The sequence below is a fragment of the Alicyclobacillus sp. SO9 genome (genome assembly GCF_016406125.1).
In the GTDB taxonomy this organism is placed as follows: domain Bacteria; phylum Bacillota; class Bacilli; order Alicyclobacillales; family Alicyclobacillaceae; genus SO9.
This window is the reverse complement of record NZ_CP066339.1, coordinates 1,780,784-1,806,787: the sequence shown is the minus strand read 5'-3', so window position 1 is coordinate 1,806,787 and position 26,004 is coordinate 1,780,784. Positions and strand designations below refer to the sequence as shown.

Genomic DNA, 26,004 nt, shown 5'->3' with positions numbered 1-26,004 from the left:
ACACTATCATACCAAAAACAATCTCTACCGTGATCACGATATCACCCGCAAGACATATGCTGAAGTGTGGTTTTACTTAATACTGAAAGGAGCGATCCGCGTGGTTCGAGTGGCCCCCTTGGAACTGGATGGATACACCTTTGTTTCGGTTGAAGTCGAATTACCCCAAACCCATCTTGCCATGGTGCAGTGTGATGAAGGCTACGTCATGTGCGGTGCCCTAGACATACAACTGCTTCGAGACAAGTTGGCTCATCGCAATATCGTTGCGGCCCGTGCCGTGGGAGTAAAGAACTTGTCTGAGCTTTTAGATGGAACGGTTGAATCCTGCACCCAGTCTGCAGAAAAACTGGGAATACAGCCAGGAATGTCAATTCGTGACGCGCTCCTCGCAATGAAACAACAGTAAAGCAACACTGAAAACGGCTAACCAACGGTCCTCATACCCCGTCAGTTTCTGGTGCGTCTGTCTTTCGAAACTGCAGTTAACGCGCGCATGTCTTGCGCGCGTTAACTTGTCTCACATCTCGTGTTACACATCTCGTGTCTCACATTGCGTCTGCAGTTTGGTGACTGCAGATTTCGTTAACAGGTGCGAACCTGTGCTGTTGACCTAGCGACCATGAATTTGGTCTAAGTGAATGGATCGCTTATGCACAGTATGAGCCCATTTTCTGTTGGCTTTCGTAAAGTACGCCTGGAAAACCACAGGTCCCCAAGTCCAGAGAAAAAATGGGAGTAAAATCAACCCAAAATACGCGCGCCAATTCACCCGTTCCAGTAACAGGGCCAACGGCATTTGCAGGTACAAGAAAATGTTAACAGCGACCCAAAACTGCGTCGGCAACAAATTCGTCAAATGGGAAGCCATTGTGCTTTGCGGAACAGAGAGTTGAAGCAACATCATGAGAGATGTCAGAAACAGAATGAGAAAGCGCATGGGCTGGAACAAGTAGATGCCAGCATCCAGTTTAACAAAGTTTCGTTCCTTTATGCCTGATCCGATGAGCGGAAACATGTGCTTTCTGGCACAGTGAAAATGCCCCTGCATCCACCGCAGACGTTGACGCATGGAAGGTAACAAACTGGTAGGCTTCTCATCATAAACCTTAGCGTCATGGGCCCACACAGGTATAATCCCGCGTTCCACACAGCGCACTCCAAATTCGAGATCCTCCGTTAGACCCGTTGCTCCCCAACCCATCTCATGCAAGAGATCCATGTCGATGCACAGCCCGGTGCCGCCAAGAGAACTGGACAAATTCAGGTTTTCTCTCGCATTCTGCCACATCCGATTGCTAAACCAGTAGGAAATTCCCATTGAAACACTGACCCATGTGTCAAACGCATTTTTAACACCCAGATAGCCTTGAACCACCTTGTGTCCCTCAGACAGCTTGTCATTCATGCGTGCCAGGAAGTCCGGTGCAACAAGGTTGTCCGCATCGAACATGACCACTGCATCATAGTGCTTCCCTGTTTCCCAGAGACGGTCCAGCATCCATTCAATCGCAAAGCCTTTTCCTCTCTGCTCCTGATTCTCACGCACATGAACCATTGCCCCGTGCCGGGCAGCCACTTGCTCCGTGTGGTCCGTACAGTGGTCAGCAATAACGTGAACATCATAAAGGTGTTTCGGGTATTTTTGCGTCACAAGACTGTCAATCAAAGGGCCCACAACGACTTCTTCGTTATGCGCCGGTACAATTACAGCAAAAGATTTGTTCGCAGAATGGACAATTTTCTCCCTGCGGTGCCAAATCCCAAAGAGTGACATAATGATTTGATATACGCCGATAATACCAGTGAAGATCTCCAAAATTGAATATAAAATGGTAAAAACCATGTGAAATATTAGGGACATTTTATAACCCCTCTGCTTTCTGGCCATAATTGGCCGCTGCAAAAAAACCGACAATCGCTCAGTTCCGTCAGTATATCAGTAAGATTGTGCACTTCGAGCGATTTCCTGTCAATGCAAAATTCTGTCGAAAATTGTATATTCAGAAATTGCCCTTAGTTGAACAAAAAACCTCGTCCTGTCGAGTAAAACTTGGTATACTCGGTAAAGCAAACCTGCAAATATCGGTCAGCGAGACTTCAGTATACACATTTACCGCGCTGGCGTATAGAGGAGGATTTTCCACTTGACGCAACATCTCAGTCTCATGGTTTCTCACTATGGCTATCTTGGGATTTTTCTTCTGATGGCAATCGAAAGTGCCTGCATTCCAATTCCAAGTGAAGCAGTCATGACCTATGCAGGATTTCTCTCGTCGCTGCCTCAACACCCATTGTCCTTCTGGGGCGTCGTTGTTGTAGGTACGCTGGCCAATTTGGCGGGCGGCTTGTTTATTTACTATGTTGGCCGTTTCGGCGGTCGCCCACTCATCTTAAAGTACGGAAAATACGTCTTCCTCAGCGAGCGTCACCTCGTGCACGCGGAAAAATGGTTTGCGAAGCGAGGAGAACTGACCGTTTTTGTCGGCCGCATCCTTCCTGCTCTTCGCACCTTCATTTCCCTGCCCGCAGGTATTGCAGAAATGCCCGTTGGCAAATTCGTATTGTACTCCGTCCTGGGCTCCTTTCCATGGAATCTTGCCTTAACTGCGGCCGGATTCTATTTAGGAAAAAATCGGCACCTCATCTCGGTGTACATGAAACCCCTGTCCTACCTCGGTGCTCTTCTGCTCCTCGGTGGTGTCATTTGGTTCTGGAGCGCTCGAAAACGGCCAGACAGTGACAAAAGAAAACCAGACCAGTCAAACCAGCACTAAGACGGCAGTCATTGTCACAGAGCTAGAATCGTACGGATTCGCTGGCATTCCGGGCTCTTGCCTTCTGTCAGCTCCTTTGGAAGGTAAACCCGGTGCTCGCTGTTCGGCACTAGTGACCGCACAATTTTGGACATGCGGGTGAGTTCATGCAGTTCTCCCGCTGAGTCCGCCACCGCAATGCCCTCACCTGTATAGACGTATCCCGCAACGCTTGTGTTTCGGCCAAGCACATAGTAATCCGGATTGAATCCAGACGAGCGAGCCAGGGTTCTGAGATAGCTCCATTCCTCACCACTCAATTCGGGCCGCACCACTGCTGCAAACAGCTGTCGATGAAGAAAACGACGGGACAGGTCCGAGAGAACCTGGTCTTGTGTGTCAGAAAAGCAATGAAAGGCGTAGGTAAGAGTTGCTTCGTCCACCGCCATATAGTCCTTTACACTTGGAGCGTCATCCTGCGCTGCCGTCACGAACAGAGTTCGTAAAGACCGAGGGATTTCGAGGGGGTATTCCTGTTGGAAGAGTTCTTGTGCACGCTGCAGAATGTTTTTCACCAGCAAGTCGCTTCCCACAGTTACAGGATGCAGGTACACTTGGATATACATAAAATAACGGGCGAAAATGTATTGCTCTGCTGTATGTATGCCGCTGGCTTTTAGTACAATTTGGTTGTCTACCATAGCCAATGAGCGAATTAAACGAGTTAGTTCAAACCGGCCGTAGGACACGCCCGTCATCATCGCATCCCGAAGCAGATAATCCATTCTGTCCACATCAAGCTGACTTGAAATCAATTGCCGAATGACACTGCTCCTTTCACCATGGCGAAACACGTTCACTAAATCCTGGGGAAAGTCCGTGTCGATTTCAGACAGCACTGAATTCAATTCTTCATCTTCCAATATAATTCGCTGTGTCCATGTCTCATGGTGAATCGGGTACACAGCTTCAAAAGTATGAGAAAAGGGGCCGTGCCCCACATCGTGCAGCAATGCAGCAGCTAATGCCAACCTTCTCTCCCGTTCCTCTGGCCAGCCGTACTCACGATACAGGTGTTCGAGGGTTTTGCGCATCGTTTCATAGGCACCTAATGAGTGCGTAAACCTGCTGTGCTCGGCTCCGTGAAAAGTAAAATAGGACGTTCCCAATTGGCGAATACGCCGCAATCGCTGTACCGCGGCAGTATTCACAATATCCCAAATCCAGGGGTCGTCTACCAGAATTTCGTCGTGAACCGGATCTTTCAGCACTTTCAGAAACCTCGCCATTTACTGCACTCCTCTCCCGTGTCTACAGAACTGAGGGCCAAACGCAGGGAACCCCTGCCCAAGTCTACGACATAGCAAACAAAGTCTACGATATAGCAAACAAAGTCTACGATATAGCAAACAAGTGTACGATACACCAAACAAGTCTACGACATAGCAAAGCCCTGATGCAGCAAGTACACCAGGGCAGAACGTGACTTGAAAAGCAACTTTAGTCACAGGAACCAGGTTGACCAGCTGCCGTGGCTGTACGGAAACTGGAACCACAACCGCAAGTCGACGTCGCGTTGGGATTCAAAATTCGAAATCCCTGGCTTTCGAAGTCCTCTACGTAATCAATCTCCGACCCTTGTACAAGCTGCAAGCTATCTTCATCCACAATCACTTCGACGCCGTTCACCTGATAGGTTTTATCTGCGTCTTTTACACTGTCAAGGGCCATTCCGTAACTAAAACCGGTGCAGCCGCCCGGCTTCACATAGATCCGCAACCCAGTTTCATCCGTCGCATTCTCGTCTAGCATTTCCCTAAGTTTTTCAGCAGCAATATCGGTCAAAGTAACCACTATGAACACCTCTCCATGTAACTTCTTAGATTCACCAGCAAGCCTTAGTTTGGCAAGCAAGCCTTAGTCCAACGTCTTCACGTAATCCAGGACGGACTCAGCATGACCGTCAACCTTCACCTTTGGATAAATCTTGGCAATATTCCCGTCCCTGTCGATGACAAACGAAGTGCGTTCAATGCCAAAAACCTTTTTCCCATACATGTTCTTTTCCTTCAGTACACCGTATGCGTTGCACACCTCTTCAGATGCATCCGACAACAACGGCATACTCAAGTTATATTTTGCGGCAAAATTGTTATGCGATTTGATGGAATCACGTGAAATGCCATATACGGCTGTATCAACTTGTGCGAAGTCATCGTACAAATCACGAAACGCACAGGACTCCTTGGTGCATCCTGGTGTGTTGTCTTTTGGATAGAAAAACAAAACAACTTTTTTCCCTCGCAAATCCTTCAATGACACAGATTCTCCTGTGTGTGCTTCCAACGTAAAGTCTGGAGCGGCTTGTCCAACTTCCAGCATGACCATTTCCTCCTTTTTACGTCTTCGTATTCAGTATAACACGCTTCGTGATTATCAAGGAATGAGCGGCGGTTCCCGGACTACTTTGACGTTTTGAATTTCGGGATCGTCCGTGCCTTGAACCGGAAGTCCAGCCCGCAAGTTCTCTTCAATGTAGTCAATGTTTACTTGGGTGACCTCCTCACCGGGTAACAACACGGGAATACCGGGAGGGTAGACCATTATCATTTCGGCAATGATTCTGCCTGCAGATTCTTTTAACGGAACGACTTCTGTTTTGCTGTAGAAGGCTTGTCTCGGTGACATTTTCAATTCCGGCATCTCCGGTAAATCGACTTGCAGAACTCTGTGCCCAGGTCTGTCTCCATACCTGTGTGCAATTTCACGCAGAGCCTCAATCAAAAGGCGCAGGTCCGCTTCTGTGTCCCCCCAGGATACGATGCACAAAATGTTGTAGAGGTCGCTTAATTCGACCTCGATGTTGTACTCATCACGCAAAATCGTTTCCACGTCATAGCCTTTGATACCCAGGTCCTTTACGGATACAGTCAGCTTCGTCGGATCAAGTGCGAAGGTCGCACTGTCATGAAGCAACTCCGTACCAAAGCAGTACAGCCCGTGAATCTCGTTAATCTCGCGACGCGCTGCCTCAGCCAGTCGAATGGCTCTGTCAATTTGCTGCTGTCCGTGCAGTGCCAGTTCCTTGCGCGCCACATCGAGAGATGCCAGCAACAAGTAAGACGTGGACGTTGTTGTAAGCATACTGAGAACGACCTGGACATGCCTTGGGTCCACCAGACCAGCTCTTACATTCAGAATACTGGACTGAGTCATGGAACCCCCAAGTTTATGAACACTTGTCGCGGCCATGTCGGCGCCTGCCTGCATTGCAGAGGGTGGCAGGGCTTCGTGAAAACCCACGTGGACGCCATGGGCTTCATCAACCAGTACCGGCACGCCGTAACGATGTGCAACTTCGACCAAACGGGTCAAATCGGCTGCAATGCCGAAGTACGTCGGGTTAATGACGACTAAGGCTTTGGCAGCAGGGTATCGCTCAAGTGCCTCCTCCACAGTCTCAACGGCCAGTCCGTGTGCAATGCCCAAGTTTGGATCCAGTTCCGGCGTCAAAAAGACTGGGCGCGCATCCGCTAACATAATTGCCGTCAACACTGATTTATGAACGTTCCGGGGAACCAAAATGGTGTCTCCCGGTCCCACCGTGGCCAATACCATGGTCATAATGGCAGAACTGGTGCCTTGTACGGAAAAGAAGGTCGCATCCGCTTCGAACACTTCTGCAGCGAGTTCTTGAGCGTGGCGGATTGCTCCCGTAGGATGATGTAAATCATCAAGGGGAGCAATGTTAATCAAATCGATGGAAAACGCGTTTTGCCCGATATAGTTTCGAAACTCAGCGTTCATTCCACGCCCTTTTTTATGACCCGGAATATGGAACTGAACGGGGTTGCGGCCGGCGTGATTTCTGAGCGTGTCAAAGAGCGGCGTTTCATTTTGGTTCATGCATCAAGTACTTCCTGAAGTTCCGTCTTTGCATGCTCCCAAAGTGTTTCTCGTGACTTCAGAAAATTCTTTAGACGTGCCAAAATCTCACGGGGAACATTAGAGACATCAACACTGCCGCGCACTACCCTGTCCATGGAATTAACGGAGTCCGCCATCGACTTGTACCCTAATGAAGCCTCTTCATCAATATACATGGGATAGCCCTGCACTGCCTTGTAACCTTTCTCTGAACCCTCGACCCGGCCAATCGTCAGCCAGAACACCCAAATTTCACGCGGGTTTTTTAGCTCTGCTTTTTCTTTGACAAACTTGATGCCTTTCTCGAGGCGGCTCTTTGCATGAATTGCACCGTTATCTACAAACACGTCTGTACCGTCCACCAGAACGGCTGACAGTCCCCGCATTTGGTCGTCCGTACTGTGTGTCTTTTTACCTGTCAACTTTAACTCTTTCATTCCACTGTCACTCCCAACCGAGGAGAATTCGATAGCCACCATTGTAACGCTCGCGCGTTCACATGTCACATAAAAATCACAAAAAACCAAGTGAGTCAAGAAAGACTTTCTGTAAATATAGAATACAGGTACGATGAGACTCACGGGTAACACTTCACCAGAGGCTTCAGGAGGACGAAGAGGATTCAGGAGGTATCACAATGCACCAGCGTACAAACCGGCGCAATGTTACCATTGCCCTGATGGTCGCTACTTTTCTGGCGGCAATGGACAATACCGTGGTGAGCACGGCAATGCCTACCATCGTCAGCAGCTTGGGCGGATTGAAACTGTTTAGTTGGGTTTTTTCAGCATACATGCTGACGATGGCTGTCACAACGCCGATTTATGGCAAGCTGGCAGACCTGTTTGGCCGAAAAATTATATTTACCATCGGAACCATTCTGTTTCTCCTTGGGTCCATGCTCTCCGGACTGGCCCAATCCATGGACCAACTCATTTGGTTCCGGGCGTTTCAAGGTATCGGTGCCGGAGCGGTACTTCCAGTCACGCTGACCATCATCGGCGACATCTACTCTTATGAACGCCGCGCGAAGATTCAGGGACTGTTCAGCGCGGTCTGGGGTATTGCCGGCATTGCGGGTCCCCTCATCGGCGGTTTCTTTGTGGACTATATCAGTTGGCGCTTTATCTTTTACATCAATGTACCTGTTGGGCTGGTATCCATGGTCCTGGTTTGGATATTTCTAAAGGAAGATTTTGAGCCCCATGAAGCGCAGGTTGACTACGCGGGAGCCGCCGTCTTTACCGCGGCCGTCACATCCCTGTTATACGCGTTGATCAGCGGCGGTACACTCTATCCCTGGAATTCCGACATCATTTTCATCCTATTCGCCATTTCGCTGGTTGGATTAATTGCTTTTGTCATAATCGAACAAAAGTCGTCTCAACCCATGATTCCTCCTTTCCTCTTTCAAAATCGAACCATTCTCGTGTCCAATGTAACCGGCCTGTTGTCGGGCGGTATTTTAATGGGAATCAGCGCCTATCTGCCCATGTGGATCCAGGGAATTGAAGGACACAGTGCTACCAGCGCAGGCCTCACGCTTGCTCCTATGTCTCTCGGCTGGTTCGTGGGTGCCACTGTTGGAGGACGGCTGATGTTAAAAATCGGATCGAAACCGGTATCAATCCTTGGTATGTTCTTCATTGTTCTGGGCGGCTTCGGACTAACCCTGGTTGCGATTGGAACGCAACAGTGGATTCTCATCTCATTTATGGTTGTTATTGGCCTCGGCTACGGGTTCTCCATGACAGCCTATACCGTGATTGTCCAAACTGCGGTCGACTGGGAAATGCGCGGCGCCGCGACAGCTTCCATCCAGTTCCTGAGGACCTTGGGGCAGACGGTAGGTGTTGCAGTCCTGGGCGCCTGGTTTAACCATGTTGTCTCCCGTAACATAGAAAGACTTGGATTGTATCAAAAATATGGCCAACACATGAACGATTTATTAAATCCCTCACTAGCCGCCAAATTACCGGAGGCCGTGTTGGAAGCTTTGCGTCAACTTCTGGCTCTGGCTCTCCACAATGTCTATTTGCTCATGGCATGCTTTGCTGTTGTTGGTTTTCTCATCTCTTTAGCGTTACCTTACCAAGAAGCACCGCAAGAGGCACGAGAAGAGGTAACGCGGGAGAACAGCCGGAGAACGAAAGGAAAATCACAGTAAACTTCACAGTCCCGTCAAAATTCCTTGGTCCCAAAGCATGAGATTGTTTGTCAAATTTGTGAACGTTTTATGAACCTCTTGAGAGAAGCCCAAGCACCATTATGTAAAGTTTGTTATAATGGTCTGTGGCGGTGGAAAACAATCCCGTTTTCCATGCCAAATAAGCCGGCGATGTTTAGCATTGCTGAGGAGGAATGTGCAGAATAATGAGTGAATCTGCTACTATGACCTTACCCAACTACTTCAAACGTCTTAACGACTATTTTCCGGAACAGGAGTTGAAACATCCGGAGCAATTAGAAGATCTCGTAAAACATGCGAGTGTATATAAGAAGCTGGAGGATGAGCAATTCCTAATCCTCTATGCGGAATTCCCCAACTTTTTGTTTGTCGACTACCTCCTTGTCAGTTCAAAAATCCGGGGCAAAGGCATTGGAACAAAAGTCATGAAGCGCTTGCAGTCCCAAGGCAAACCCATTGTCTTGGAAGTCGAGCCAGAAGACCCGGCAGAACCTGACAGCATCAAACGTCGTAAGTTCTACTCCCGTCACGGCTTTCATGAAGCAAACGGTGTGATTTACCGACGTAAAGACCCCAAAGGCAACCCTTTTGATATGGATATTCTCCTCTGGACACCTGACGGAAAAACTGAAGCAGACGACGAGAGCGCATATGAAATGATGACGCAGGTCTGCGAACACGTGCACAACTTTCATGCGAAAGAGTACTATGGCAAAATGCCTGCCGATCCAAACAAAGTACTCTCACTTGAAACTGTTGCTAACTGACTGAGCCAGGTTCCTGACTGAGCTCAATTCCTGACTGGCAAACTGCGTATGGACAATGCAACACCTACGGGAAAAGGCCGGAGGATTGTACCCCTCCGGCCTTTTCTACACTTTTCTTCGAATCATATCTTCGACTCAGTTCTTCAACTCATTTTTTCGAGTCAGTTCTTCAACTCAGTTCTTCAACTCATTTCTTCGGGTCAATTAAAGCGTAGTTTCTTGCGGCGCAACGCAATGCTCAGAATGATGCCCATGGACAGGTAGTTGATAACCAAGGACGAACCCCCATAACTGATGAACGGGAGTGTGATACCTGTACTCGGGCTCAAATACATATCCGCGCCGATGTTCTCAAATACCTGAAACCCAATCATGCCAATCATGCCGACAATATAATATGTACCGAAGGTATCCTGAGACGTGGCTGCAACACGAATCAAACGGTACACGAGTACGAGGAACAAAAAGACCAGTACTGCAGAACCGACAAAGCCCAGTTCTTCCCCGATGACTGTAAAGATATAGTCGGTGGATTGATTCGGGACAAATCCTCCGTTGGTAACGATGCCGCCGAGCAAGCCTTCGCCGAAGACCTGCCCCGATCCAATTGCAATTCTGGCTTCATGAATATTAAACCCGAAGTTACTGATAGAATAGGACGGATCCAACCAGGTTCGTATCCGCGCCATCTGGTACGGTTTTAACAGATGGTGTTTCCCAGCTACGGTCTGAACAAAGTTGATAAATGGGTGCGGATACTGAACAGCAATGAATCCGATTGCAGAGACTAACACTACCAGCCCCAGCGTAAGCAAAATGAAATAGGTTCTTTTCGTAAACATCACATACATGGTCACGAAGATAGCAAAAACCACCAGAGATTGCCCCAGCGCCGGTTCCTTCAAAATCAACGCAAAGGGTACAATCATCATTCCGAGCAACGGAAGCAGATGCTTAAGTCCATAGGAAGGCAGTTCGGACTCGTCCACCTTGGCCATATAGTCGGCCATGACCAGAATTAAAGCTAATTTCGCCAACTCTGATGGCTGAAAGGTGGTAACTTTCAAGTTAATCCAACTGTGTGCTCCATTCACCCGGGGAAAAGCAAAGACAGCCACAAGGAGAATAATGGCAGTTCCGTACAGCCACCAACGAAGTCTGCGAATGGACTGATAATCGACTAAGGAGGCTCCAATCATCAGAATCAGCCCGAGGATCTCGAAGAACAACTGCTTCATCCATCCAGATGAACTTCCGGAAGCAGCCACCGCATACAATGCTGTCACGCTGTATGCTGCAAGCAGCAGCAAAACACCCACCAGGGTGAAATCAAATTCACGAATATTTCTGCGCAGAGTATCCACAAAAACCCTCCAGATGACTTCCAAGTTCTCACAGTTATGAACTGAATCGTGCGTCCGTGGACACAACTTTACGTGCTTGTCTAAAAGACAGGCTTACGGCAACAAACATAAGTTTTTGAGCATGTTTCGAACGAACGTATAACGAACGTATTAGATGAAAAGCAAACGGGAATCCAGGCTTCGAAATTCGGGTTGACGCGATGCCTCGCAAGTATAAACATGAGGATGAAACAATCCCAATTGGGACAAGTTGCACCTCAAGTTATTATAACAGGCATTCCCCATTTGTCAGTAAAAAAACCGGGTTGAAATACTGCAATCTGTGCGAATGCCGTGTCAGAAAAAACTCTGGGCCATAGACTGTAGGCGAAAGCGAAGGAGGGCATTCGTCTATGGTAACACATCGGCACGTCAAAAACTTGCTGGGCCGGCAAGTGTATTGTCACACGCACTTTGGAACTTTCAAAGGCATTGTCATCCACTACACGAAGCACCATCTGGTCCTTGGCAGTGTTCATTCCGCACCGTATGCACAGACACCCTATGCGCACGCGCCTTATACTGGAGCGGTTTATCCGTATCCCCCACACTACCCGGTACACTTTGAGTCCTCTGACCCGCACAGACCCTTTGGCATGGGTCCAGGAGGCCCTATGGGACCGGGCGGTCCTGGTGGACCCGGAGGACCAGGGGGGCCCGGTGGTCCTGGCGGGCCCGGACACGGCGGTCCAAATTGGGGATTAGCAGTGCCTCTCGCTGCCATCCTCGGCATCACTGCAGTTGGAATGCACTGGTGGTAACAAAGCAACAACCGCGGTTTTCGCACGATCTGCCGCATGACCATCCCCTGCCAACACCCTTATGAGGTATCGGCAGGGGATTTGTTGTCTGTGTCGAAGTTAAGGGAATTGAAATGTATTCTTGCCGAAAGTGGAATTTTAACCCGATGTACGGAAGGTGAAATTGTGGATATACAACGACATCAACCAGACTACGTACTTTATTTCACCGTCCTGATTCTATGTGCTACTGGTATCATTAGTGTTTATTCAGCAAGCTCTGTCTGGGCGATAAACCACCAGGTGGCCACCGACTATCTCGCTGTCAAACAGTTAATTGCTGCCGCCCTCGGGACTTTGTTAATGACAGTGATTATGCTGTGGGTGCCTTATCAATCTATGTACAAGAATGCTGTACGGTTTCTGCTCACAGACCTGTTTTTGCTATTTGTAGTACTTATACCGCACGTCGGACACACTCAGAACGGCAGCCGCCGCTGGATTGGCACTGGATCAATACATATTCAGCCGTCCGAAATTGCGATTGTCGTGACCATTATTTACCTCAGCTACTTCTACACAAGGAAAATTTCATACCTGAATGATTTTAAGCGCGGTGTTCGGCCTGCACTTTTCATTATTGCCATGCAGTTTGTTTTAATTATTATCGAGCCTGATATGGGAACAGCCTTGACACTGCTTGGCACAGCCCTGACTGTTGTTTTCGCATCGGGTGCTAGACTCCGGAAATTAATCATTCCCGGTGTGATTTTCGTGCCTGCTGTTTTTCTGGCTGCAACCATGGTGCACTACCGATCGCAGCGAATTACAGCTTGGCTGCACCCATTTGCCAACGCCAAGACGTCCGGATATCAACTCATTCAGGGCTGGACAGGCATTGCTGCAGGGGGATGGTTTGGGAAGGGTTTTGGGATGAGTATCGAAAAAACAGGATACCTGCCAATTCCACAAGCCGACTTTATCTTTCCCGTGTTTACCGAAGAGTGGGGGTTTGTCGGTGCGCTGGCTCTGCTCATTACCTTCGCTGTACTTGTTTGGCGGGGATTTCGCGTCGCCCGCCATACACCGGACAGATTCAGCGCACTGCTGGCAGTGGGCATTACCAGTATGATTGTCATCAAGACGCTGATTAACCTGGGCGCAGTGACTGGCCTGTTGCCCGTAACAGGAATTCCACTTCCGTTTATCAGTTACGGAGGGACATCCCTGGTCATGGACATGATGGCCATGGGGATTTTGCTCAATATCTCTCGCCATGCGCTCACCTATGAAACAGATACCGAAGATTTGGCTGATGTCATTCCTGTTGATGAAGCCCGCGCTTTGAAAGCAGAATCTGGTAATATTGATGTGGAAGAAGAGAAACCCCCTCGGGAGCCTGGGAAGACCGCTCAAATTCATCCCTTTCGTCCAAGCAGGGAGAAAAAAGAAAAAGCTCCGTACAAAGGGTCCACTGCAACGGTCCGAAACAACTGGAGAGCAAGACAAGAATCTTCGGCGACCCGTGATTCCCGCGTAAAAAGAGCGAAGCAATCCACTCCTGCAAGAGGGGTTCAGTCTACGTGGCGAGAGCGAAGCAAATCGCGCAGTCAATCTGCAAATACGCCAGCAGGTGGAAAGAACAAGCGTAAAGGCGGTAAAAACAGGAGGTAAGCCATGAAAGCTGGAACGAAACCGGTACAACTCGCGGATAAACTATGGCAAATTGACTTGATGGAACAGGGACTCCCCTGCCGCACATCTGCCTATGTGATTTGGGATGAAAAGCCTGTGCTGATTGAAACGGGATCGTCAAAATCACACGACATTTTGGTAAAGGGTCTAAAGGACATCGGTTTGAGCCCGAAAGACTTGGCGTATGTGATTGTAACGCATGTACACCTCGATCACGCTGGCGGAGCCGGCCAAATGATGCAGACAGCGGAAAACGCCACACTCGTTGTTCATCCGCGGGGCGCAAGACACATGATTGACCCGACCCGCTTGTGGAACGGAGCCGCACAGGTTTACGGAGACGACTTGCCAAAGCTGTTTGGCTCCATGGTACCGGTACCAGAGGAACGTGTACTCATTCGCGATGACAAACAGACCCTCGATATCGGCAGTCGGACACTGACTTTTTACGATTCACCAGGGCATGCCAAACACCACTTTACGATTCTCGACAGCAAGCTCGACGCCCTCTTCGCAGGGGACGCAGTAGGCATCCGCTACCGAACCTGCTTCACAGGGTGGGACTTCGAGTGGGTCATGCCCTCCACCTCACCCGTCGACTTTGATCCAGCCGCGATTGACCACACCATGGACAGGTTGGAGAAACTTCCGTTTAAGACGGTCTACCACGCCCACTTTGGCCCCTCTCCGAAGGAAGAGGCAATCGCTGAAACCAGGCGTTGCGGTCACGCCTTCGCGGACTTGATTGACCGCCTGTACACACCTGATATCACCGTTGAAGCAGTCGCGGATGCACTACGACAGTGGGTTCGAACCGACCTCGAACGTCAAGGTCACACCGTTCCGTCAGACTTGTCCGTACTCGATATTGACATGGTGTTGGATGCCATGGGACTCATTCACTACCAGTCGAGGCGGCAGCAGTAGTAGGAGAAGTAGTAGGAGTAGCGCCGTCCCGCGAGGATCGGACTGCGTATGGTAAAGGCCGCGGCTGGAGCCGCGGCCGCGGGAGTGCGACGGCGAAGCTGGAAGCGCGCCTGGGCAGGGGCGGGGGGCGCGGAGACAGCGGCGGCGCGGAGCAGGGGCAGGGGCGGCGCGGAGACAGGGAACTGACAGGCCGGCGCGGAGACAGAGGCGGCGCGGTGTTCACAGAATAGACATAAACAGACGCCACGGAGGGCTGAAATGTGACTGTTCTGTGTCCTGCGACCTTCTGCGAACTGCGACCCAGAAAATAGCGATCCCTCAGGTGCTTATACGGCCCATCGCTTTCCCTCGACACAAAATAAGCATCCGAGAAGTGCTTAAGTCCCCAAACCCCTTCAGAATTCATGGCACCAATGGCATATAAGCTTCTCTGAAGTGTCTATTTGCCTCGTCCGGCCGGGATTCTGGCGAATAAGCGCCTCTCGGATCTCTATTTGCTTGCCGGCTGCTTGCCGGCTGCACTTCCTGCGTCCTCATTCGGGATTACGATACAGCTTGCAGTTTTAGACACTGGTATTCCTTCACATCCACCTATCTTTCTCCTTCAGTTTTGGACTCACAGTATTGGCGTCGTGCTCAATCGCCAATCCCTGCACATGATGTTTGGTCATCAAGGTTCGCTTGCGCCGATGTTCCTTGGATTCCAGCACAATGTCCAGATTGTAGTTTTCCGGATACAATTGTTCCCGCGAAAGGTACGGTGAGACACGCTTGTGGTTCAGAGTCATCCGCTTTCGTTGTACGACGACAGTCATGTTGCCTCTGTCATCCGGCAAACTGTACACAATTCCAGTTTGCTTCAGCGAGTTAATCCATACCCTGTCACCAATCTGAAGGGGCTTTTTCTTCTCGATCTCGGTGTCATCCCCATTCACCTCTCCGCCTTTCACCTCTCCGCCTTTCACCTCTCCGCCTTTCACCTCTCCGCCTTTCACCTCTCCGCCTTTCACCTCTCTGCCTTTCACCTCTCTGCCTTTCACCTCTCTGCCTTCCGCCTCTCCGCCTTTCGCCTCTCTGCCTTCCGCCGCTCTCCCTAGTGTTACAGCGCCGCATTCATCCGTCTTCTTAGCGCCTTGGGCCTCCCTTTTCGCACCAGCCGGGGCAGTCTTCGCATCAGCCGGGACACCCCCCGCATCAGCCGGTGTACACTCCGCTCCAACCGGTGCACCCCCCGCATCAGTCGGTGCAGTCTCCAAATCATCCGGTGCATCATCCACGTGTTTTCTGACAGCATGCGGCCCCTGCAGTTGGGCAGTGTCTCTGGTAATGAGGCGCGATCTCTCCACAATCTCTGCAGGCATGCCCAGTTTCAACGCGATTTCAAACGCATAACTGTTGCCTGCCTCTCCAATTTTCAGTTTATACAGGGGTCGCAAAGTGTCCGTGTCAAACTCCATTCGGGCATTTTCAAACCCCTTTGTCTGTTTTGCAAACTCCTTAATCTCGTTAAAGTGGGTTGTTGCCACAACGGTTGACCCTCGCCGATACAAAGCATCCAGAACGGAGATGGATAGGCCGATACCTTCACCGGGATCGGTTCCTGTCGCAAGCTCATCCATCAAGATAAGCGTGTTCCGGGAGGCCTGCTCTAAAATGTCGATAACACTTTTGACGTGAGCTGAAAAGGTGCTCAGGGACTGGTCGATGCTTTGTCCATCGCCAATGTCCGCTAACACCTGATGAAACACGGCAAACTCGCTGCCTTGTTCAACGGGCACCATCAGCCCTGACTGCACCATCAAAGTCAGTAAACCAATGGTTTTCAGGCTCACTGTCTTACCACCGGTGTTTGGTCCGGTAATCACCAACACACTGAACTTATCGCCGATTGAGAAGTCCAACGGCACCGCTTGATAACCCAACAGCGGGTGTCGTCCGCCCCGCACTCGCACAATGCCTTCCGTGTTCAGAGCGACAGTCCGTCCACCCACTGCTTTCGCAAACCTGGCCTTTGCAAACAGAAAATCATACTGTCCGGTAATCTCAATATTCAAGTCCAGACTATGGCGGTTGTCCCTCACCAAACTGGTTAATTGCTGCAGTACAAAGTCCGCCTCCATCTCCTCTGTTGCCCGTAGTTCAAGCAAATCTTGCTCAAGAGACGCAACGTCTGCCGGCTCAATAAACAGTGTCTGACCGCTTGAAGACTGGTCCACTGTCACACCGGGCACCATCTTCTTGTGGGCCCTCTGCACAGACAAGACTGTACGTCCTGCTCGCTCCGTAAGGATGTCATCCTGCAGAAACTTGCTATACTTTTTCAAAGTACTGTCCAGCTTCTTTTTCAACCTTTCTTGTACAATCCGTACCTTCTTTCTGACTTTCGCCAGACCTGTGCTTGCCTCATCATTAACCCATTCGTTGGTCACACACCTGTCCAATTCACCGCGGACACCTGGCAAGCTATCCAAGCTCCTCGCGTAACCTGCAACATTTGGGGCTTGCTCCTCTTTTCTCGCCATAAACTGTTGCAACTGTTCAATGCTCTTTAAGAATCGGGACACAGATCCCGCATCTGCCTTAGTCAAAACCAGCCCTTTGTCCATATGACTTAATGCCGCCGGCAGACCGTCCATTGTTGGAATCGGTACACTGGAGATGGATTGCACCGCTGCTGCAGCTTCTGCCACTTCCTCTTGCAGACGATTGATCGTCTTAACGTTTGTCAACGGCTCCATCTCGTCCACATGTTTCTTGCCGAGATGAGAAAGTGTATATTGTCCAATCTGTTCCTTAATCCTGAAGAATTCTAACGTGTCCAGAGTCTTGTGGTCCATTCTTAGGTCCTCCTCTACAAATCCCTTATTTTTACATTCGATACAACAAAAAAAGCAGAAACGAACACCTGGGTTCATTCCTGCTTGACATACTGTCAAGAAGTATAGTCAGCCTAACTGCGTCTAATTCGACACCTATTTGATGGAGAAACCCGCAATCAAACCGTCACATGGACAGTTACACATCTCGAGTCTCATCAAATAGAAAAAGCCCTGCTTCAAAAGCACGGCTCTGCCAGACGCAATTTTGTTTCTGACCGCGATCCCGTTGTTCTGAATGAATTTCAACAGCCGCTGCCGCATCACTTCCTCACCGCAGACTGCTGCCAAGGCATGTTGCTTCCTTGGCTCTATGAAATTCGGTTAGTTCAGAACAACCTTCGCAGACACAAACATCTCTCCTAGACTGTATGTAACTGGATTATAGCAAGCTCCTGAAGTCAGCGTCAAGCTTTCTTGCCAATGTGGGCATAAGCGGTCTGGTCATATCCAACAACAAAAAAGTCGTCGCCAATAAGCAGCGGACGTCGAAGCAACTTCCCATCTTGGCTCAGTAAGTCAAGCCACTCTTCTTCCGTAAGAGACTTACCCTTGAGTCCAAGTTCCCGGTAGCGGGTGCCGCGCGGGTTTGCCAACGCCTCAATACCTCCGTCAACGCGTTTCGCCCACTCCCGCAATTGCTCCTTTGTAGGGGGTGTCTTGACAAAATCCTGAAACTCAGTCTCGATGCCCTTCTCCTCTAAATCCTTAAAAGCCTTTCGACAGGTTGAACATTTTTTGTAGCCGTAAAACTCCATTATGCTATGTCCTCTCCTCTCGCGTTTGCCTTCTTCGCTTACTTTCTTCGCTTACTTTCTTCGCTTACCTTTCTTCGCTTACCTTTCTCGCTTACCTTTCTCGCTTACCTTTCTCGCTTACCTTTCTCGCTTACCTTTCTCGCTTACCTTTCTCGCTTACCTTTCTCGCTTACCTTTCTCGCTTACCTCTCACGTTTGCCTTGCTCAGGTCCGAACACTTCCGTACCGGTACTAGCTGACGTTTTCCAACAGAGCCGCTGCAACCAGTTCCAAACCAGCTCCATCCTCCTTGTCAAAGCGGCCGGGAGTCGGGCTGTCAATGTCTAACACACCCACTAGTTTTCCTTCTTTTAATAGAGGTACAACCACCTCGGACCTTGATGCTGCATCACAGGCGATATGCCCTTCAAACTTCATCACATCGTCGACCACAATAGTCTTCCGCTGCTCTGCTGCAGTACCGCATACGCCCTTGCCAAATCCGATGCGAATACATGCTGGCTTGCCTTGGAAGGGACCGAGAACCAGTTCTGCCTTGCTTTCGTCCCAAAGATAGAAACCGACCCAGTTGATGTCCTCGAGCTGCATATTTAGAAGTGCAGACGTGTTGCTTAAGTTCGCAATGAGACTGGACTCTCCTGCGGTCAAGTGTTTCGCCTGGTCTGCCAGGTTATGATAAAATGATGTTTTCACAGTGGGGTCCAGTTTTACTTCGTCAAACATATTGCCTCTCCTCTCCATCGAGACACAAATTCATACCAATGCCCAATCCGGGTCGGTATAGTATAATCCTCACTGAAAGACGCAGAGGAAGTCTGCTTTCAGTTTGATTTCAAGATACCTCATACGGGATTATGCCACATTTACTGAACTACGGAAAGGAGTTCGGATTCAATGACTAAGTACGTATACAGAAACGGTCTGCCGGCCATTTCGACATTCTCCATTGCTGCGTTCAATCCGGTAACAAAAGAAGTGGGCGTTGCCGTCCAATCCAAGTTTCTGGCAGTCGGTGCTGCCGTGCCATGGGTGGCATCTGATGCAGGGGCAATAGCCACACAGGCGTTCGCGAATACAAGCTACGGACCAAAAGGGCTGCTTTTGCTGAGAGAAGGGAAATCTCCTCAGGAAGTCCTTGACGAATTGTTGAAAGATGATGATGAAAGAGAAGCGCGCCAGGTGGGGATTATTGATACCAAGGGGCGGACGGCAACTTTTACCGGTTCCGAATGCTTTGACTACGCGGGCGGCCTCATGGGCGAAAACTTTACTTGCCAGGGAAATATACTGGCCGGCCGAGCGGTTGTTGAAGGGATTGCAGAAGGGTTTGAAGCCAACCAGGACTTGCCTTTTGCTGAACGGCTGGTACAAGCCTTGCAAGGCGGTCAGAAGGCTGGCGGAGACAAACGAGGCATGCAATCGGCAGCACTGTACATTGCAAAACCCGATGGCGGGTACGGCGGTTTCAACGACAGATACATAGACATTCGCGTGGATGACCACCCCAGTCCCATCGCTGAACTAAATCGGATTCTCAGTCTGCACCGGCTTTATTTTGAGAGATCCAAAGAGGGTGACAGGGTGGCCCTGACTGGAGAAACCTTGACAGAAGTTCAAAACCTCTTGGCAAAGGCAGGCTATAACCCCGGTTTCGGCGAAACCTATGACAAAGACACCCGGAATGCATTGTACGCTTATTGTATGACGGAGAACTTTGACGAACGCTGGACAGAGGAAGCTGCGATTGATTTAAGGGTCCTGGATTATCTGCGTCGACCCTAGCCCCGCTTACAGGCCAATGGATCTGGCAGCACGGAAGCCTGCAGGCAAACCGAGCTTACAGCCGAATCAAACTTGCGGGCGAATCAAGTTTGCAGGCGAACGAATCAAGCTTGCGGGCGAACCAAAAGACAGACTACAAGGGTACAGACCACGCGATGTACGAGGAGTGAAAAGCTTGTTTGGACTTTGGATTGGCAAACTGGCTGGCTGGACACTGCGGTTGTTGGGCCGCAATGCAACAAGTTTTCCGGGCAAGCTGGCACTTCGGTTCTCACCAAATTTACTAAAAAAACTTGGCAGCGGATTGGACCGATGTGTGGTTGTAACGGGCACCAATGGCAAGACAACAACGAATCGCCTGTTGGCGGCCATGATGAAGCAGGACACGGCTGTCATTACGAATTCTGAGGGTGCCAACATGCAACAGGGCTTGGTCAGTGCGCTGTTAATCCACGCATCTTTGACGGGAAAAATGAAACGCAAGACTGCTGTGCTCGAAGTCGACGAAGCAACCTTGCCTGCCGTGGCTGAAAGCCTCCCGGTGAAGGTGGCTGTGGTGACAAATGTCTTTCGCGATCAATTGGACAGATACGGCGAACTTGATACAACCCTGCAAAAGCTGATTGCGGGATTAAATAAGACCAATGCGACCGTAGTTTTAAATGCGGACGATCCCCTTGCCCGCCACATCGGTCTGCGCTACGCCGGCCCAAGTCTATATTATGGCATGGACAGGGACCAAGGACGGTTTGGCAGTCGGGACCAAATGAGGGATGGTGCGTTTTGCCTGGAATGCGGTGAAAGACTGGAGTATGACAGTTTCTTCTACGGACAACTGGGCATTTACCATTGTCCAGCATGTGACTTCTATCGGCCTCACCCGGAGTTCTCCGCCGAGTATACAAACGGCAGCCTGACGCTGACACAAGGAGATTTGCCCAAAACATCTTTCTCCTTGCCTGTACGAGGTTTGTTTAATGTCTATAACGCGTTGTGTGCCGTGGCAGCCGCGCGTGTGCTAGGCCTTAATGCAGAGCAAATTAAACAGGGGCTTGAAGCTTACAAGGCACCTCTTGGACGTATGCAAACCTATCATACGCACCCAGAAACCATCCTCAACCTCATTAAGAACCCAACAGGCTGTGACAGTGTACTGACCGCCATTGCCGGAGAACCCGGGAAAAAAATCGTAATCATTGCGATTAACGACAATGCTGCAGACGGACGCGATGTGTCCTGGCTGTGGGACGCAGACTTCGAATTGATTCCCGAGGAAATGAATGCTGTTCACTGTGTGCTAACGGGATTGAGAGGTGAAGATATGGCGCTGCGGTTGAAGTATGCGGGGTGTGACGAGGATACGCTGACGACAATCCCCGATATGAGTGCTGCTGCAGACAAAGGCTTGGCCTTGGCCCAAGCAGCAGGCGATCTGCCAGTCTATGTTCTGTCTACCTACACAGCACTGTACCCAATGGCAGACATTTTGAAACGGAGGCAAAGAACACATGACGAACGTCCTTACTATCGCCCATCTGTATCCTGATTTGCTCAACTTGTACGCAGACTCAGGGAACATCAAAACCCTGGTGAAGCGGGCACAGTGGCGCGGTATTGAAGTGACTGTGGACTTTATTCCCCGGGATGTGCAGCCTGATCCGGCAGACTATCACTTGGTACTGCTTGGCGGCGGTTCCGATAGGGAACAGGAGTTGGTTGCCCAAACACTGCTGCAAAAACAGACCGAGTGGAAGGCTGCCGTGGAAAACGGCTTGCCGTTGTTGGCGGTTTGCGGCGGCTACCAACTGCTGGGGGAGTACTATCAGTTACCAGACGGCAGAAAAGTTGAAGGCCTCTCTTTACTGAACCTCGTCACAGAAGCCTCTTCGCCGCGGTTGATTGGAAATATTGCCATTGAAACAGAAATTGCAGGAACTGTAATGGGCTTTGAAAACCACAGCGGCCGCACAACCCACAGCCATATGCCCTTGGGGAGTGTAGAAAAAGGAAACGGAAACAACGGTTCCGACGGAATGGAAGGTGTCTTGTACCACAACGTAGTGGGTACATATATCCACGGTCCGCTGCTGCCGAAAAATCCGCTGCTTGCCGACGAAATGCTAAAGCGTGCGTTGGAATACGCCGGTATGAACCGAGAGTTGGAACCTCTCGCGGACCAACTCGAAGGAGCAGCCCGCGATGCATTCTTATCTAGACGTATCCGAGAAGCATAAAAAGCATAAGGAGCAGAGGGTTTTCACTGTGTGATGAGCCTTTCCGTATCAAAGCTCCTTCCCTAACGAAGGCTTGTCCTCGTGTTAAAAACCGAAAACGCTCATTCCGCCATCCACAAACAACGTGTGTCCAGTGACGTAAGAGCCTGCGTCAGACGCCAGGAACAACGCTGGACCCACAAGTTCCTCTACCTCTCCCACACGGTTCAAGGGTGTTCTATCGAGAATGTCCTGTAAGTAATCCGGCTGTTTGAGGAGGTCCTCTGTCAGAGGAGTGCGGAAATACCACGGTGCAATACAATTCACACGAACTCCCTTTGCCCCCCATTCCATCGCCAGAACCTTTGTCATCTGAATGACACCTGCCTTGGCAGCTGCGTACGCAACACCGGTTCGAAGCGCGACGTGACCGCCAACGGAGGAAACGTTCACGACACTGCCGCGCCCCTGATGTACCATCACTTTTCCAACTTGCTGGGCCATGAAGAAAGCTCCTCTTAAATCTGTGTCGATAACCGTACGCCAGTCATCATCAGTCACATCCAGTGCCGGAACACGAATGTTGAGTCCTGCGTTGTTCATCAGGACGTCAATGGGGCCGCCCTGTGCGATGGCAGCCACAGAAGCTCGTATGGCATCGTTGTTGCGAATATCGCAGGTGACCTGCTCTACCTTGGTGTCTGGTGCCATCTCATGAATGGTTGTCTCTGTTTCCGCAAGCTTGGATTCGTCACGAGCCAGGAGTACAACGTCCGATCCCGCCTGTGCCAAACCGATTGCCAAAGCTCGCCCAATCCCCCGGCTAGCCCCTGTCACAACAGTGCGCTTTCCCTTGAGAGAAAAAGAAGGTAAGTAACTGTGTTTTCCTTCAGTCATCATGCAGTCCACCTTTACTTGTAATTTTACTGTTGCATCCCGTTACCGCAGCGGAGGCACACCCTCCGGGGGCACTCCATGCTGCTGCAGTTTCTCTTTTGCTTCAGGCCAAATCGCATGGGCTTTTTGCGCCTTGTAGTCATACGCGATTAGAACACCCTGCCCGCGGGCAACGTAGTCGCCCGTTTCGTTTTGAATAACGTGATCGACTGTGAAACTAGCCGTCCCCACTTTGCTGATCCACGTCAAAACCGTTAGCGTTTCCATATACGAGACCTGTTGCAGGTAATCACAGCGCGCCGAAACGACAATCAAGTTCCACTTGTCAAGCTCCAGCGTTGGATTAAAAAACCGAAACACGTCTGCTCGGGCTTCCTCCATATAAGTAAAATACTTGGCATGATTCACATGCCCCAAACCGTCGCAATCCGAAAAACTTACCCTTACCTGATGCGTCAGCACACCATATCCCCTCGCTGTTCGAAATTCTAAAACAGTTGCCCGGCCGCTTCAGAAAGTCTCAGTACCAGACTCTCTAAAGGGCGGACTCCAGAACGGATTCCACTTCCCGCAGTGTAGGCAAAGCGGCCATCGCTCCGGGCTTCGTGGTGACAAGACTGCTGGCCGCAACAGCAAACTCAACCCAGTTGCGTACACTCTGCTCACTCAGTTCCCTTGCGTTCGGTGACTGTGCCAGTTGGAACAAAAAAGAAGCAATGAATGCGTCGCCAGCCCCGGTTGTATCTGCAACATTCACCCGTCGTCCTGGAACCTGCCCCTGGCTTAAAGGAGAAGCAGTGCTTCCCGTACCGCTTTTGCTGCTCGTGCTGGTCATACTGCTCGTGCCGCCGGTACTGGTTTCGCTGCTCGTGCTGCCGAAAAAGTCCCTGTTGCTCGAAGCACTTTGCAACGAATAGAAACAGCCGTCGGCGTCCAACGTGATGAGCACAAGACCAGGTCCCTTCGAATGCAGCCGCTGTGCACCTGCGGATAAATCCGAGGTCCCTGTCAGGAGTTCCAATTCTTCACGATTCACTTTGAGGACATCTGTAAAGGGATAGACACTTTCTATCACCTGTGCACCCTGGGTTGGGTCAGGCCAGAGATTGGGACGCCAATTTGGATCAAACGAGACCACACCGCCAAGCTGCTTCATTTGCTTCACTGCGTGCAGAGTTGTCGTTCGACCTGGCTCGGTGGCCATTGCAACTGAACCGACGTGGAGAATTCCGGCGCTCTCCAAAAAATCGATGGGAATATCAGAGGGTTCAAGGCTTTGATAAGCGGTGTTTTCCAGGAAGAACTGAAAAGACCGGTCTCCTGTCTCATCCAGTGCAACAAATGCCATGGCAGTCGGTCGCTGTGCCACAGGCAAAAAATACTGCACATTGACCCCGAATTCTTCCAGGGTGTGCTGCAAAAACTGCCCAAACTCATCTTCACTTCGGCGGCCAATAAACGCACTCCGGCCCCCCAGTTTTCCGACGCAAGCTGCCACATTTGCAGGCGCACCTCCTGCAGCTTTGGTAAAAGTCGTTACATTACGCAACCGGCCTCGTTCATGTGCAACAAAGTCAATCAAGGACTCACCCATGCTCACAACAGTTCGCATCTGTATCCCCTCCCAATGTTTGTCTTCGTGCTGTATCTCTGACTCTTTACGTTCCCTTGTTACGTTCCCCTGGCTCTCAGTAATACGTGCTCGAGCAGCAGCACGAGTACAATGCCGACAATGAGGCCGTTTCCGAGGAGGTATGAGGCAAGAGACGGGAGTGTTTCCCACGCCGATCCCGCTACAAACAAAGTCCCAACTCCCGCAATCAGCGGAATGCTAACCACAAAAATGTTTCTTTGGTTCAACTCAAGTTTAGCAAAATCCTTCAGCCCGAACCCAAGCAATTGCCCAAATACAGTAAACAAAACAGCATAGCCTACGGGAGCGGGAAGGGTTGCAGCATATTGGCCAATCCGCGGGAAGAAACCAAGAATAGCCACCGCTGCTGACGCAATGATAAACGGCAGCCGGGAAGCAATTCCCGTCAAGGAGACTAAACTTGAAGCGGCTGTCAAGGGGACCATGCCGACCGTAGAGAACAAACCGGCCAGTACAGTCCCTGCTCCGCTGATAAAAGTCCCCCTGGTGTAGCGATATGGTTCTGGCGTGGAGGATGTAGCGCTGCCAAACGCCTGAACACTTGCAACAACGTTTGAGAGTAGGATAAATGCGGTCAAAATTGCAGTAATCACAGTGCCCCAGTGAAACTGAGGCACGCCCCAGGCAAACACTTTGGGTATTGCAAACAAGGTACTCTTGTGCACGGGCGCCTGCAACAAACCTAATAAACCGTAAACAACCCAGCCAAGAACAAGCGAAATAAGGACAGCCAGACTTTTTACTATGCCCCTGCCAGAAACCATAATGCCCACTGTAAATGTCACCAGTGCCAGGGAGAGCAGAAAAATTTCAGGTTGGACTGTGTGCTGATGATGAAAACCAATTCCAAGCAGACCCTCAACCAAGGATTTTGACAGTTGTAATGACAACAGAACCAGAAATGTCCCCGTGACGACAGGTGTGAACAAGTTTCGAATCTTATCAAGCTGTTTTGTAACAGCAAGCAGCATATAGACAAGCCCCGCAATCATCAGACCCATTTCAAGTTGACGCTGCAGAATTGAAATCGAGCCTCCGACCTGTCGTGTCATTTGAATCAGGACGATAAACACGCCCCACCACATTCCGGCGGGTCCTTCCAGTACAGCATACCGATGACCGAACCACGCTTGCAGCAAACTGACAATTCCGGCAACAAAGAAGGTTCTTGTGGCCAACAACGCAGTAGCTTGCGCTGTCATACCGAAGGCGTGGCCGAGTACAATTGGTACTGTCAACACACTGGCAAGGATGAACATAAACCACTGAAGACTAGAGAGAAACAACACCGATGCAGGTGGTGTCTGATCCAGCGTGTAACGCAGACTTTCCAATCTATAGCCTCCTCTCTCTCATTCATTTGTAATACAATCACATTAAAGAATTAAAGACAAGAAACAAAGACAAGGACTTCTCACGAC

24 protein-coding genes are annotated in these 26,004 nt (G+C 50.2%); 10 read left to right on the top strand and 14 right to left on the bottom strand.

The genetic code is table 11. The features are described 5' to 3' along the window. The first annotated feature begins 100 nt into the window (after window positions 1–100). Window positions 101–409, top strand: a complete 309-nt coding sequence (locus GI364_RS08080) for a YunC family protein (protein ID WP_198853116.1) — start codon at window positions 101–103, stop codon at window positions 407–409. Between the two features lie 204 nt (window positions 410–613). Here GI364_RS08080 and GI364_RS08075 read toward each other — a convergent pair whose 3' ends face one another. After that, on the bottom strand, window positions 614–1,864 hold the full coding sequence (locus GI364_RS08075) for a glycosyltransferase family 2 protein (protein ID WP_198853115.1): 1,251 nt from the start codon (window positions 1,862–1,864) through the stop codon (window positions 614–616). 304 nt (window positions 1,865–2,168) lie between these two features. Here GI364_RS08075 and GI364_RS08070 point away from each other — a divergent pair, with 304 nt between their 5' ends. Then, window positions 2,169–2,777, top strand: a complete 609-nt coding sequence (locus tag GI364_RS08070) for a DedA family protein (protein ID WP_198853904.1) — start codon at window positions 2,169–2,171, stop codon at window positions 2,775–2,777. Between the two features lie 14 nt (window positions 2,778–2,791). Here GI364_RS08070 and GI364_RS08065 read toward each other — a convergent pair whose 3' ends face one another. The 5 genes from GI364_RS08065 to GI364_RS08045 all read right to left on the bottom strand — a co-directional run bounded on the left by GI364_RS08065 (window position 2,792) and on the right by GI364_RS08045 (window position 7,120). Next, window positions 2,792–4,045, bottom strand: a complete 1,254-nt coding sequence (locus tag GI364_RS08065) for an HD domain-containing protein (RefSeq protein WP_198853114.1) — start codon at window positions 4,043–4,045, stop codon at window positions 2,792–2,794. A 211-nt stretch (window positions 4,046–4,256) separates the two neighbouring features. Beyond that, window positions 4,257–4,610: a HesB/IscA family protein gene (locus tag GI364_RS08060; protein WP_198853113.1), complete on the bottom strand. Its 354-nt coding sequence runs from the start codon at window positions 4,608–4,610 to the stop codon at window positions 4,257–4,259. A gap of 63 nt (window positions 4,611–4,673) precedes the next feature. Continuing rightward, complete coding sequence (bcp, locus tag GI364_RS08055; protein WP_198853112.1) at window positions 4,674–5,138, bottom strand: thioredoxin-dependent thiol peroxidase; 465 nt, start codon at window positions 5,136–5,138, stop codon at window positions 4,674–4,676. A 54-nt stretch (window positions 5,139–5,192) separates the two neighbouring features. Beyond that, window positions 5,193–6,662: an aminotransferase class I/II-fold pyridoxal phosphate-dependent enzyme gene (locus GI364_RS08050; RefSeq protein ID WP_198853111.1), complete on the bottom strand. Its 1,470-nt coding sequence runs from the start codon at window positions 6,660–6,662 to the stop codon at window positions 5,193–5,195. After that, the gene (locus tag GI364_RS08045; RefSeq protein ID WP_198853110.1) at window positions 6,659–7,120 is read right to left on the bottom strand and encodes a YwhD family protein; all 462 of its coding nucleotides are present in this window, start codon (window positions 7,118–7,120) and stop codon (window positions 6,659–6,661) included. Before GI364_RS08045 ends, GI364_RS08050 begins: the two co-directional genes overlap by 4 nt. Before the next feature lie 200 nt (window positions 7,121–7,320). Here GI364_RS08045 and GI364_RS08040 point away from each other — a divergent pair, with 200 nt between their 5' ends. Together GI364_RS08040 and GI364_RS08035 are read left to right on the top strand one after the other, a co-directional pair. Continuing rightward, on the top strand, window positions 7,321–8,850 hold the full coding sequence (locus tag GI364_RS08040) for an MDR family MFS transporter (protein ID WP_198853109.1): 1,530 nt from the start codon (window positions 7,321–7,323) through the stop codon (window positions 8,848–8,850). Window positions 8,851–9,056: 206 nt separating this feature from the next. Continuing rightward, window positions 9,057–9,638, top strand: coding sequence for a GNAT family N-acetyltransferase (locus GI364_RS08035; protein ID WP_198853108.1), 582 nt, complete (start codon window positions 9,057–9,059; stop codon window positions 9,636–9,638). A 200-nt stretch (window positions 9,639–9,838) separates the two neighbouring features. Here GI364_RS08035 and GI364_RS08030 read toward each other — a convergent pair whose 3' ends face one another. Beyond that, window positions 9,839–11,002 (bottom strand): FtsW/RodA/SpoVE family cell cycle protein, encoded by a 1,164-nt coding sequence (locus GI364_RS08030; RefSeq protein WP_198853107.1) that lies wholly within the window; start codon window positions 11,000–11,002, stop codon window positions 9,839–9,841. 392 nt (window positions 11,003–11,394) lie between these two features. On the opposite strand from GI364_RS08030, the gene GI364_RS08025 reads away from it, so the two are divergent. The 3 genes from GI364_RS08025 to GI364_RS08015 all read left to right on the top strand — a co-directional run bounded on the left by GI364_RS08025 (window position 11,395) and on the right by GI364_RS08015 (window position 14,403). Then, window positions 11,395–11,802, top strand: a complete 408-nt coding sequence (locus GI364_RS08025; RefSeq protein ID WP_198853106.1) for a hypothetical protein — start codon at window positions 11,395–11,397, stop codon at window positions 11,800–11,802. Window positions 11,803–11,967: 165 nt separating this feature from the next. Further along, window positions 11,968–13,455, top strand: coding sequence for a putative lipid II flippase FtsW (gene ftsW, locus GI364_RS08020; protein ID WP_198853105.1), 1,488 nt, complete (start codon window positions 11,968–11,970; stop codon window positions 13,453–13,455). A gap of 3 nt (window positions 13,456–13,458) precedes the next feature. Next, complete coding sequence (locus GI364_RS08015; protein WP_198853104.1) at window positions 13,459–14,403, top strand: MBL fold metallo-hydrolase; 945 nt, start codon at window positions 13,459–13,461, stop codon at window positions 14,401–14,403. Window positions 14,404–14,984: 581 nt separating this feature from the next. Here GI364_RS08015 and GI364_RS08010 read toward each other — a convergent pair. The 3 genes from GI364_RS08010 to GI364_RS08000 form a co-directional block, all read right to left on the bottom strand. After that, complete coding sequence (locus GI364_RS08010) at window positions 14,985–17,240, bottom strand: endonuclease MutS2 (protein WP_198853103.1); 2,256 nt, start codon at window positions 17,238–17,240, stop codon at window positions 14,985–14,987. 446 nt (window positions 17,241–17,686) lie between these two features. After that, a complete protein-coding gene (locus GI364_RS08005; protein ID WP_198853102.1) occupies window positions 17,687–18,037 on the bottom strand; it encodes an arsenate reductase family protein in 351 nt (116 codons plus the stop codon). 231 nt (window positions 18,038–18,268) lie between these two features. After that, on the bottom strand, window positions 18,269–18,760 hold the full coding sequence (locus GI364_RS08000) for a GAF domain-containing protein (protein ID WP_198853101.1): 492 nt from the start codon (window positions 18,758–18,760) through the stop codon (window positions 18,269–18,271). Window positions 18,761–18,931: 171 nt separating this feature from the next. Between GI364_RS08000 and GI364_RS07995 the strand changes: the two genes are divergently transcribed. The 3 genes from GI364_RS07995 (at window position 18,932) to GI364_RS07985 (ending at window position 22,053) form a co-directional block, all read left to right on the top strand. After that, entirely contained in the window at window positions 18,932–19,819 is an 888-nt protein-coding gene (locus GI364_RS07995) for a DUF1028 domain-containing protein (protein WP_198853100.1), read from the top strand. A gap of 175 nt (window positions 19,820–19,994) precedes the next feature. After that, window positions 19,995–21,365, top strand: coding sequence for a MurT ligase domain-containing protein (locus GI364_RS07990; protein WP_198853099.1), 1,371 nt, complete (start codon window positions 19,995–19,997; stop codon window positions 21,363–21,365). Beyond that, window positions 21,328–22,053 (top strand): type 1 glutamine amidotransferase, encoded by a 726-nt coding sequence (locus GI364_RS07985; protein ID WP_198853098.1) that lies wholly within the window; start codon window positions 21,328–21,330, stop codon window positions 22,051–22,053. Before GI364_RS07990 ends, GI364_RS07985 begins: the two co-directional genes overlap by 38 nt. Window positions 22,054–22,137: 84 nt before the next feature. On the opposite strand, the gene GI364_RS07980 is transcribed toward GI364_RS07985, so the two are convergent. From GI364_RS07980 to GI364_RS07965, 4 genes are all read right to left on the bottom strand, one after another. After that, window positions 22,138–22,932, bottom strand: coding sequence for an SDR family NAD(P)-dependent oxidoreductase (locus GI364_RS07980; protein WP_233096061.1), 795 nt, complete (start codon window positions 22,930–22,932; stop codon window positions 22,138–22,140). A 39-nt stretch (window positions 22,933–22,971) separates the two neighbouring features. Then, window positions 22,972–23,391: an acyl-CoA thioesterase gene (locus tag GI364_RS07975; protein ID WP_198853097.1), complete on the bottom strand. Its 420-nt coding sequence runs from the start codon at window positions 23,389–23,391 to the stop codon at window positions 22,972–22,974. A gap of 73 nt (window positions 23,392–23,464) precedes the next feature. Then, window positions 23,465–24,541, bottom strand: a complete 1,077-nt coding sequence (locus GI364_RS07970) for a carbohydrate kinase family protein (protein WP_198853096.1) — start codon at window positions 24,539–24,541, stop codon at window positions 23,465–23,467. Window positions 24,542–24,600: 59 nt separating this feature from the next. Next, complete coding sequence (locus GI364_RS07965) at window positions 24,601–25,917, bottom strand: purine/pyrimidine permease (RefSeq protein ID WP_198853095.1); 1,317 nt, start codon at window positions 25,915–25,917, stop codon at window positions 24,601–24,603. Between the last annotated feature and the right edge of the window lie 87 nt (window positions 25,918–26,004).

Coding starts and splice junctions, on each gene's coding strand:
- GI364_RS08075 (WP_198853115.1), bottom strand. CDS start 1,864: ATGTCCCTAATATTTCACATGGTTTTTACCATTTTATATTCAATTTTG.
- GI364_RS08070 (WP_198853904.1), top strand. CDS start 2,169: ATGGTTTCTCACTATGGCTATCTTGGGATTTTTCTTCTGATGGCAATC.
- GI364_RS08065 (WP_198853114.1), bottom strand. CDS start 4,045: ATGGCGAGGTTTCTGAAAGTGCTGAAAGATCCGGTTCACGACGAAATT.
- bcp (WP_198853112.1), bottom strand. CDS start 5,138: ATGCTGGAAGTTGGACAAGCCGCTCCAGACTTTACGTTGGAAGCACAC.
- GI364_RS08050 (WP_198853111.1), bottom strand. CDS start 6,662: ATGAACCAAAATGAAACGCCGCTCTTTGACACGCTCAGAAATCACGCC.
- GI364_RS08045 (WP_198853110.1), bottom strand. CDS start 7,120: ATGAAAGAGTTAAAGTTGACAGGTAAAAAGACACACAGTACGGACGAC.
- GI364_RS08040 (WP_198853109.1), top strand. CDS start 7,321: ATGCACCAGCGTACAAACCGGCGCAATGTTACCATTGCCCTGATGGTC.
- GI364_RS08035 (WP_198853108.1), top strand. CDS start 9,057: ATGAGTGAATCTGCTACTATGACCTTACCCAACTACTTCAAACGTCTT.
- GI364_RS08025 (WP_198853106.1), top strand. CDS start 11,395: ATGGTAACACATCGGCACGTCAAAAACTTGCTGGGCCGGCAAGTGTAT.
- GI364_RS08015 (WP_198853104.1), top strand. CDS start 13,459: ATGAAAGCTGGAACGAAACCGGTACAACTCGCGGATAAACTATGGCAA.
- GI364_RS08010 (WP_198853103.1), bottom strand. CDS start 17,240: ATGGACCACAAGACTCTGGACACGTTAGAATTCTTCAGGATTAAGGAA.
- GI364_RS08005 (WP_198853102.1), bottom strand. CDS start 18,037: ATGGAGTTTTACGGCTACAAAAAATGTTCAACCTGTCGAAAGGCTTTT.
- GI364_RS08000 (WP_198853101.1), bottom strand. CDS start 18,760: ATGTTTGACGAAGTAAAACTGGACCCCACTGTGAAAACATCATTTTAT.
- GI364_RS07995 (WP_198853100.1), top strand. CDS start 18,932: ATGACTAAGTACGTATACAGAAACGGTCTGCCGGCCATTTCGACATTC.
- GI364_RS07985 (WP_198853098.1), top strand. CDS start 21,328: ATGACGAACGTCCTTACTATCGCCCATCTGTATCCTGATTTGCTCAAC.
- GI364_RS07980 (WP_233096061.1), bottom strand. CDS start 22,932: ATGATGACTGAAGGAAAACACAGTTACTTACCTTCTTTTTCTCTCAAG.
- GI364_RS07970 (WP_198853096.1), bottom strand. CDS start 24,541: ATGCGAACTGTTGTGAGCATGGGTGAGTCCTTGATTGACTTTGTTGCA.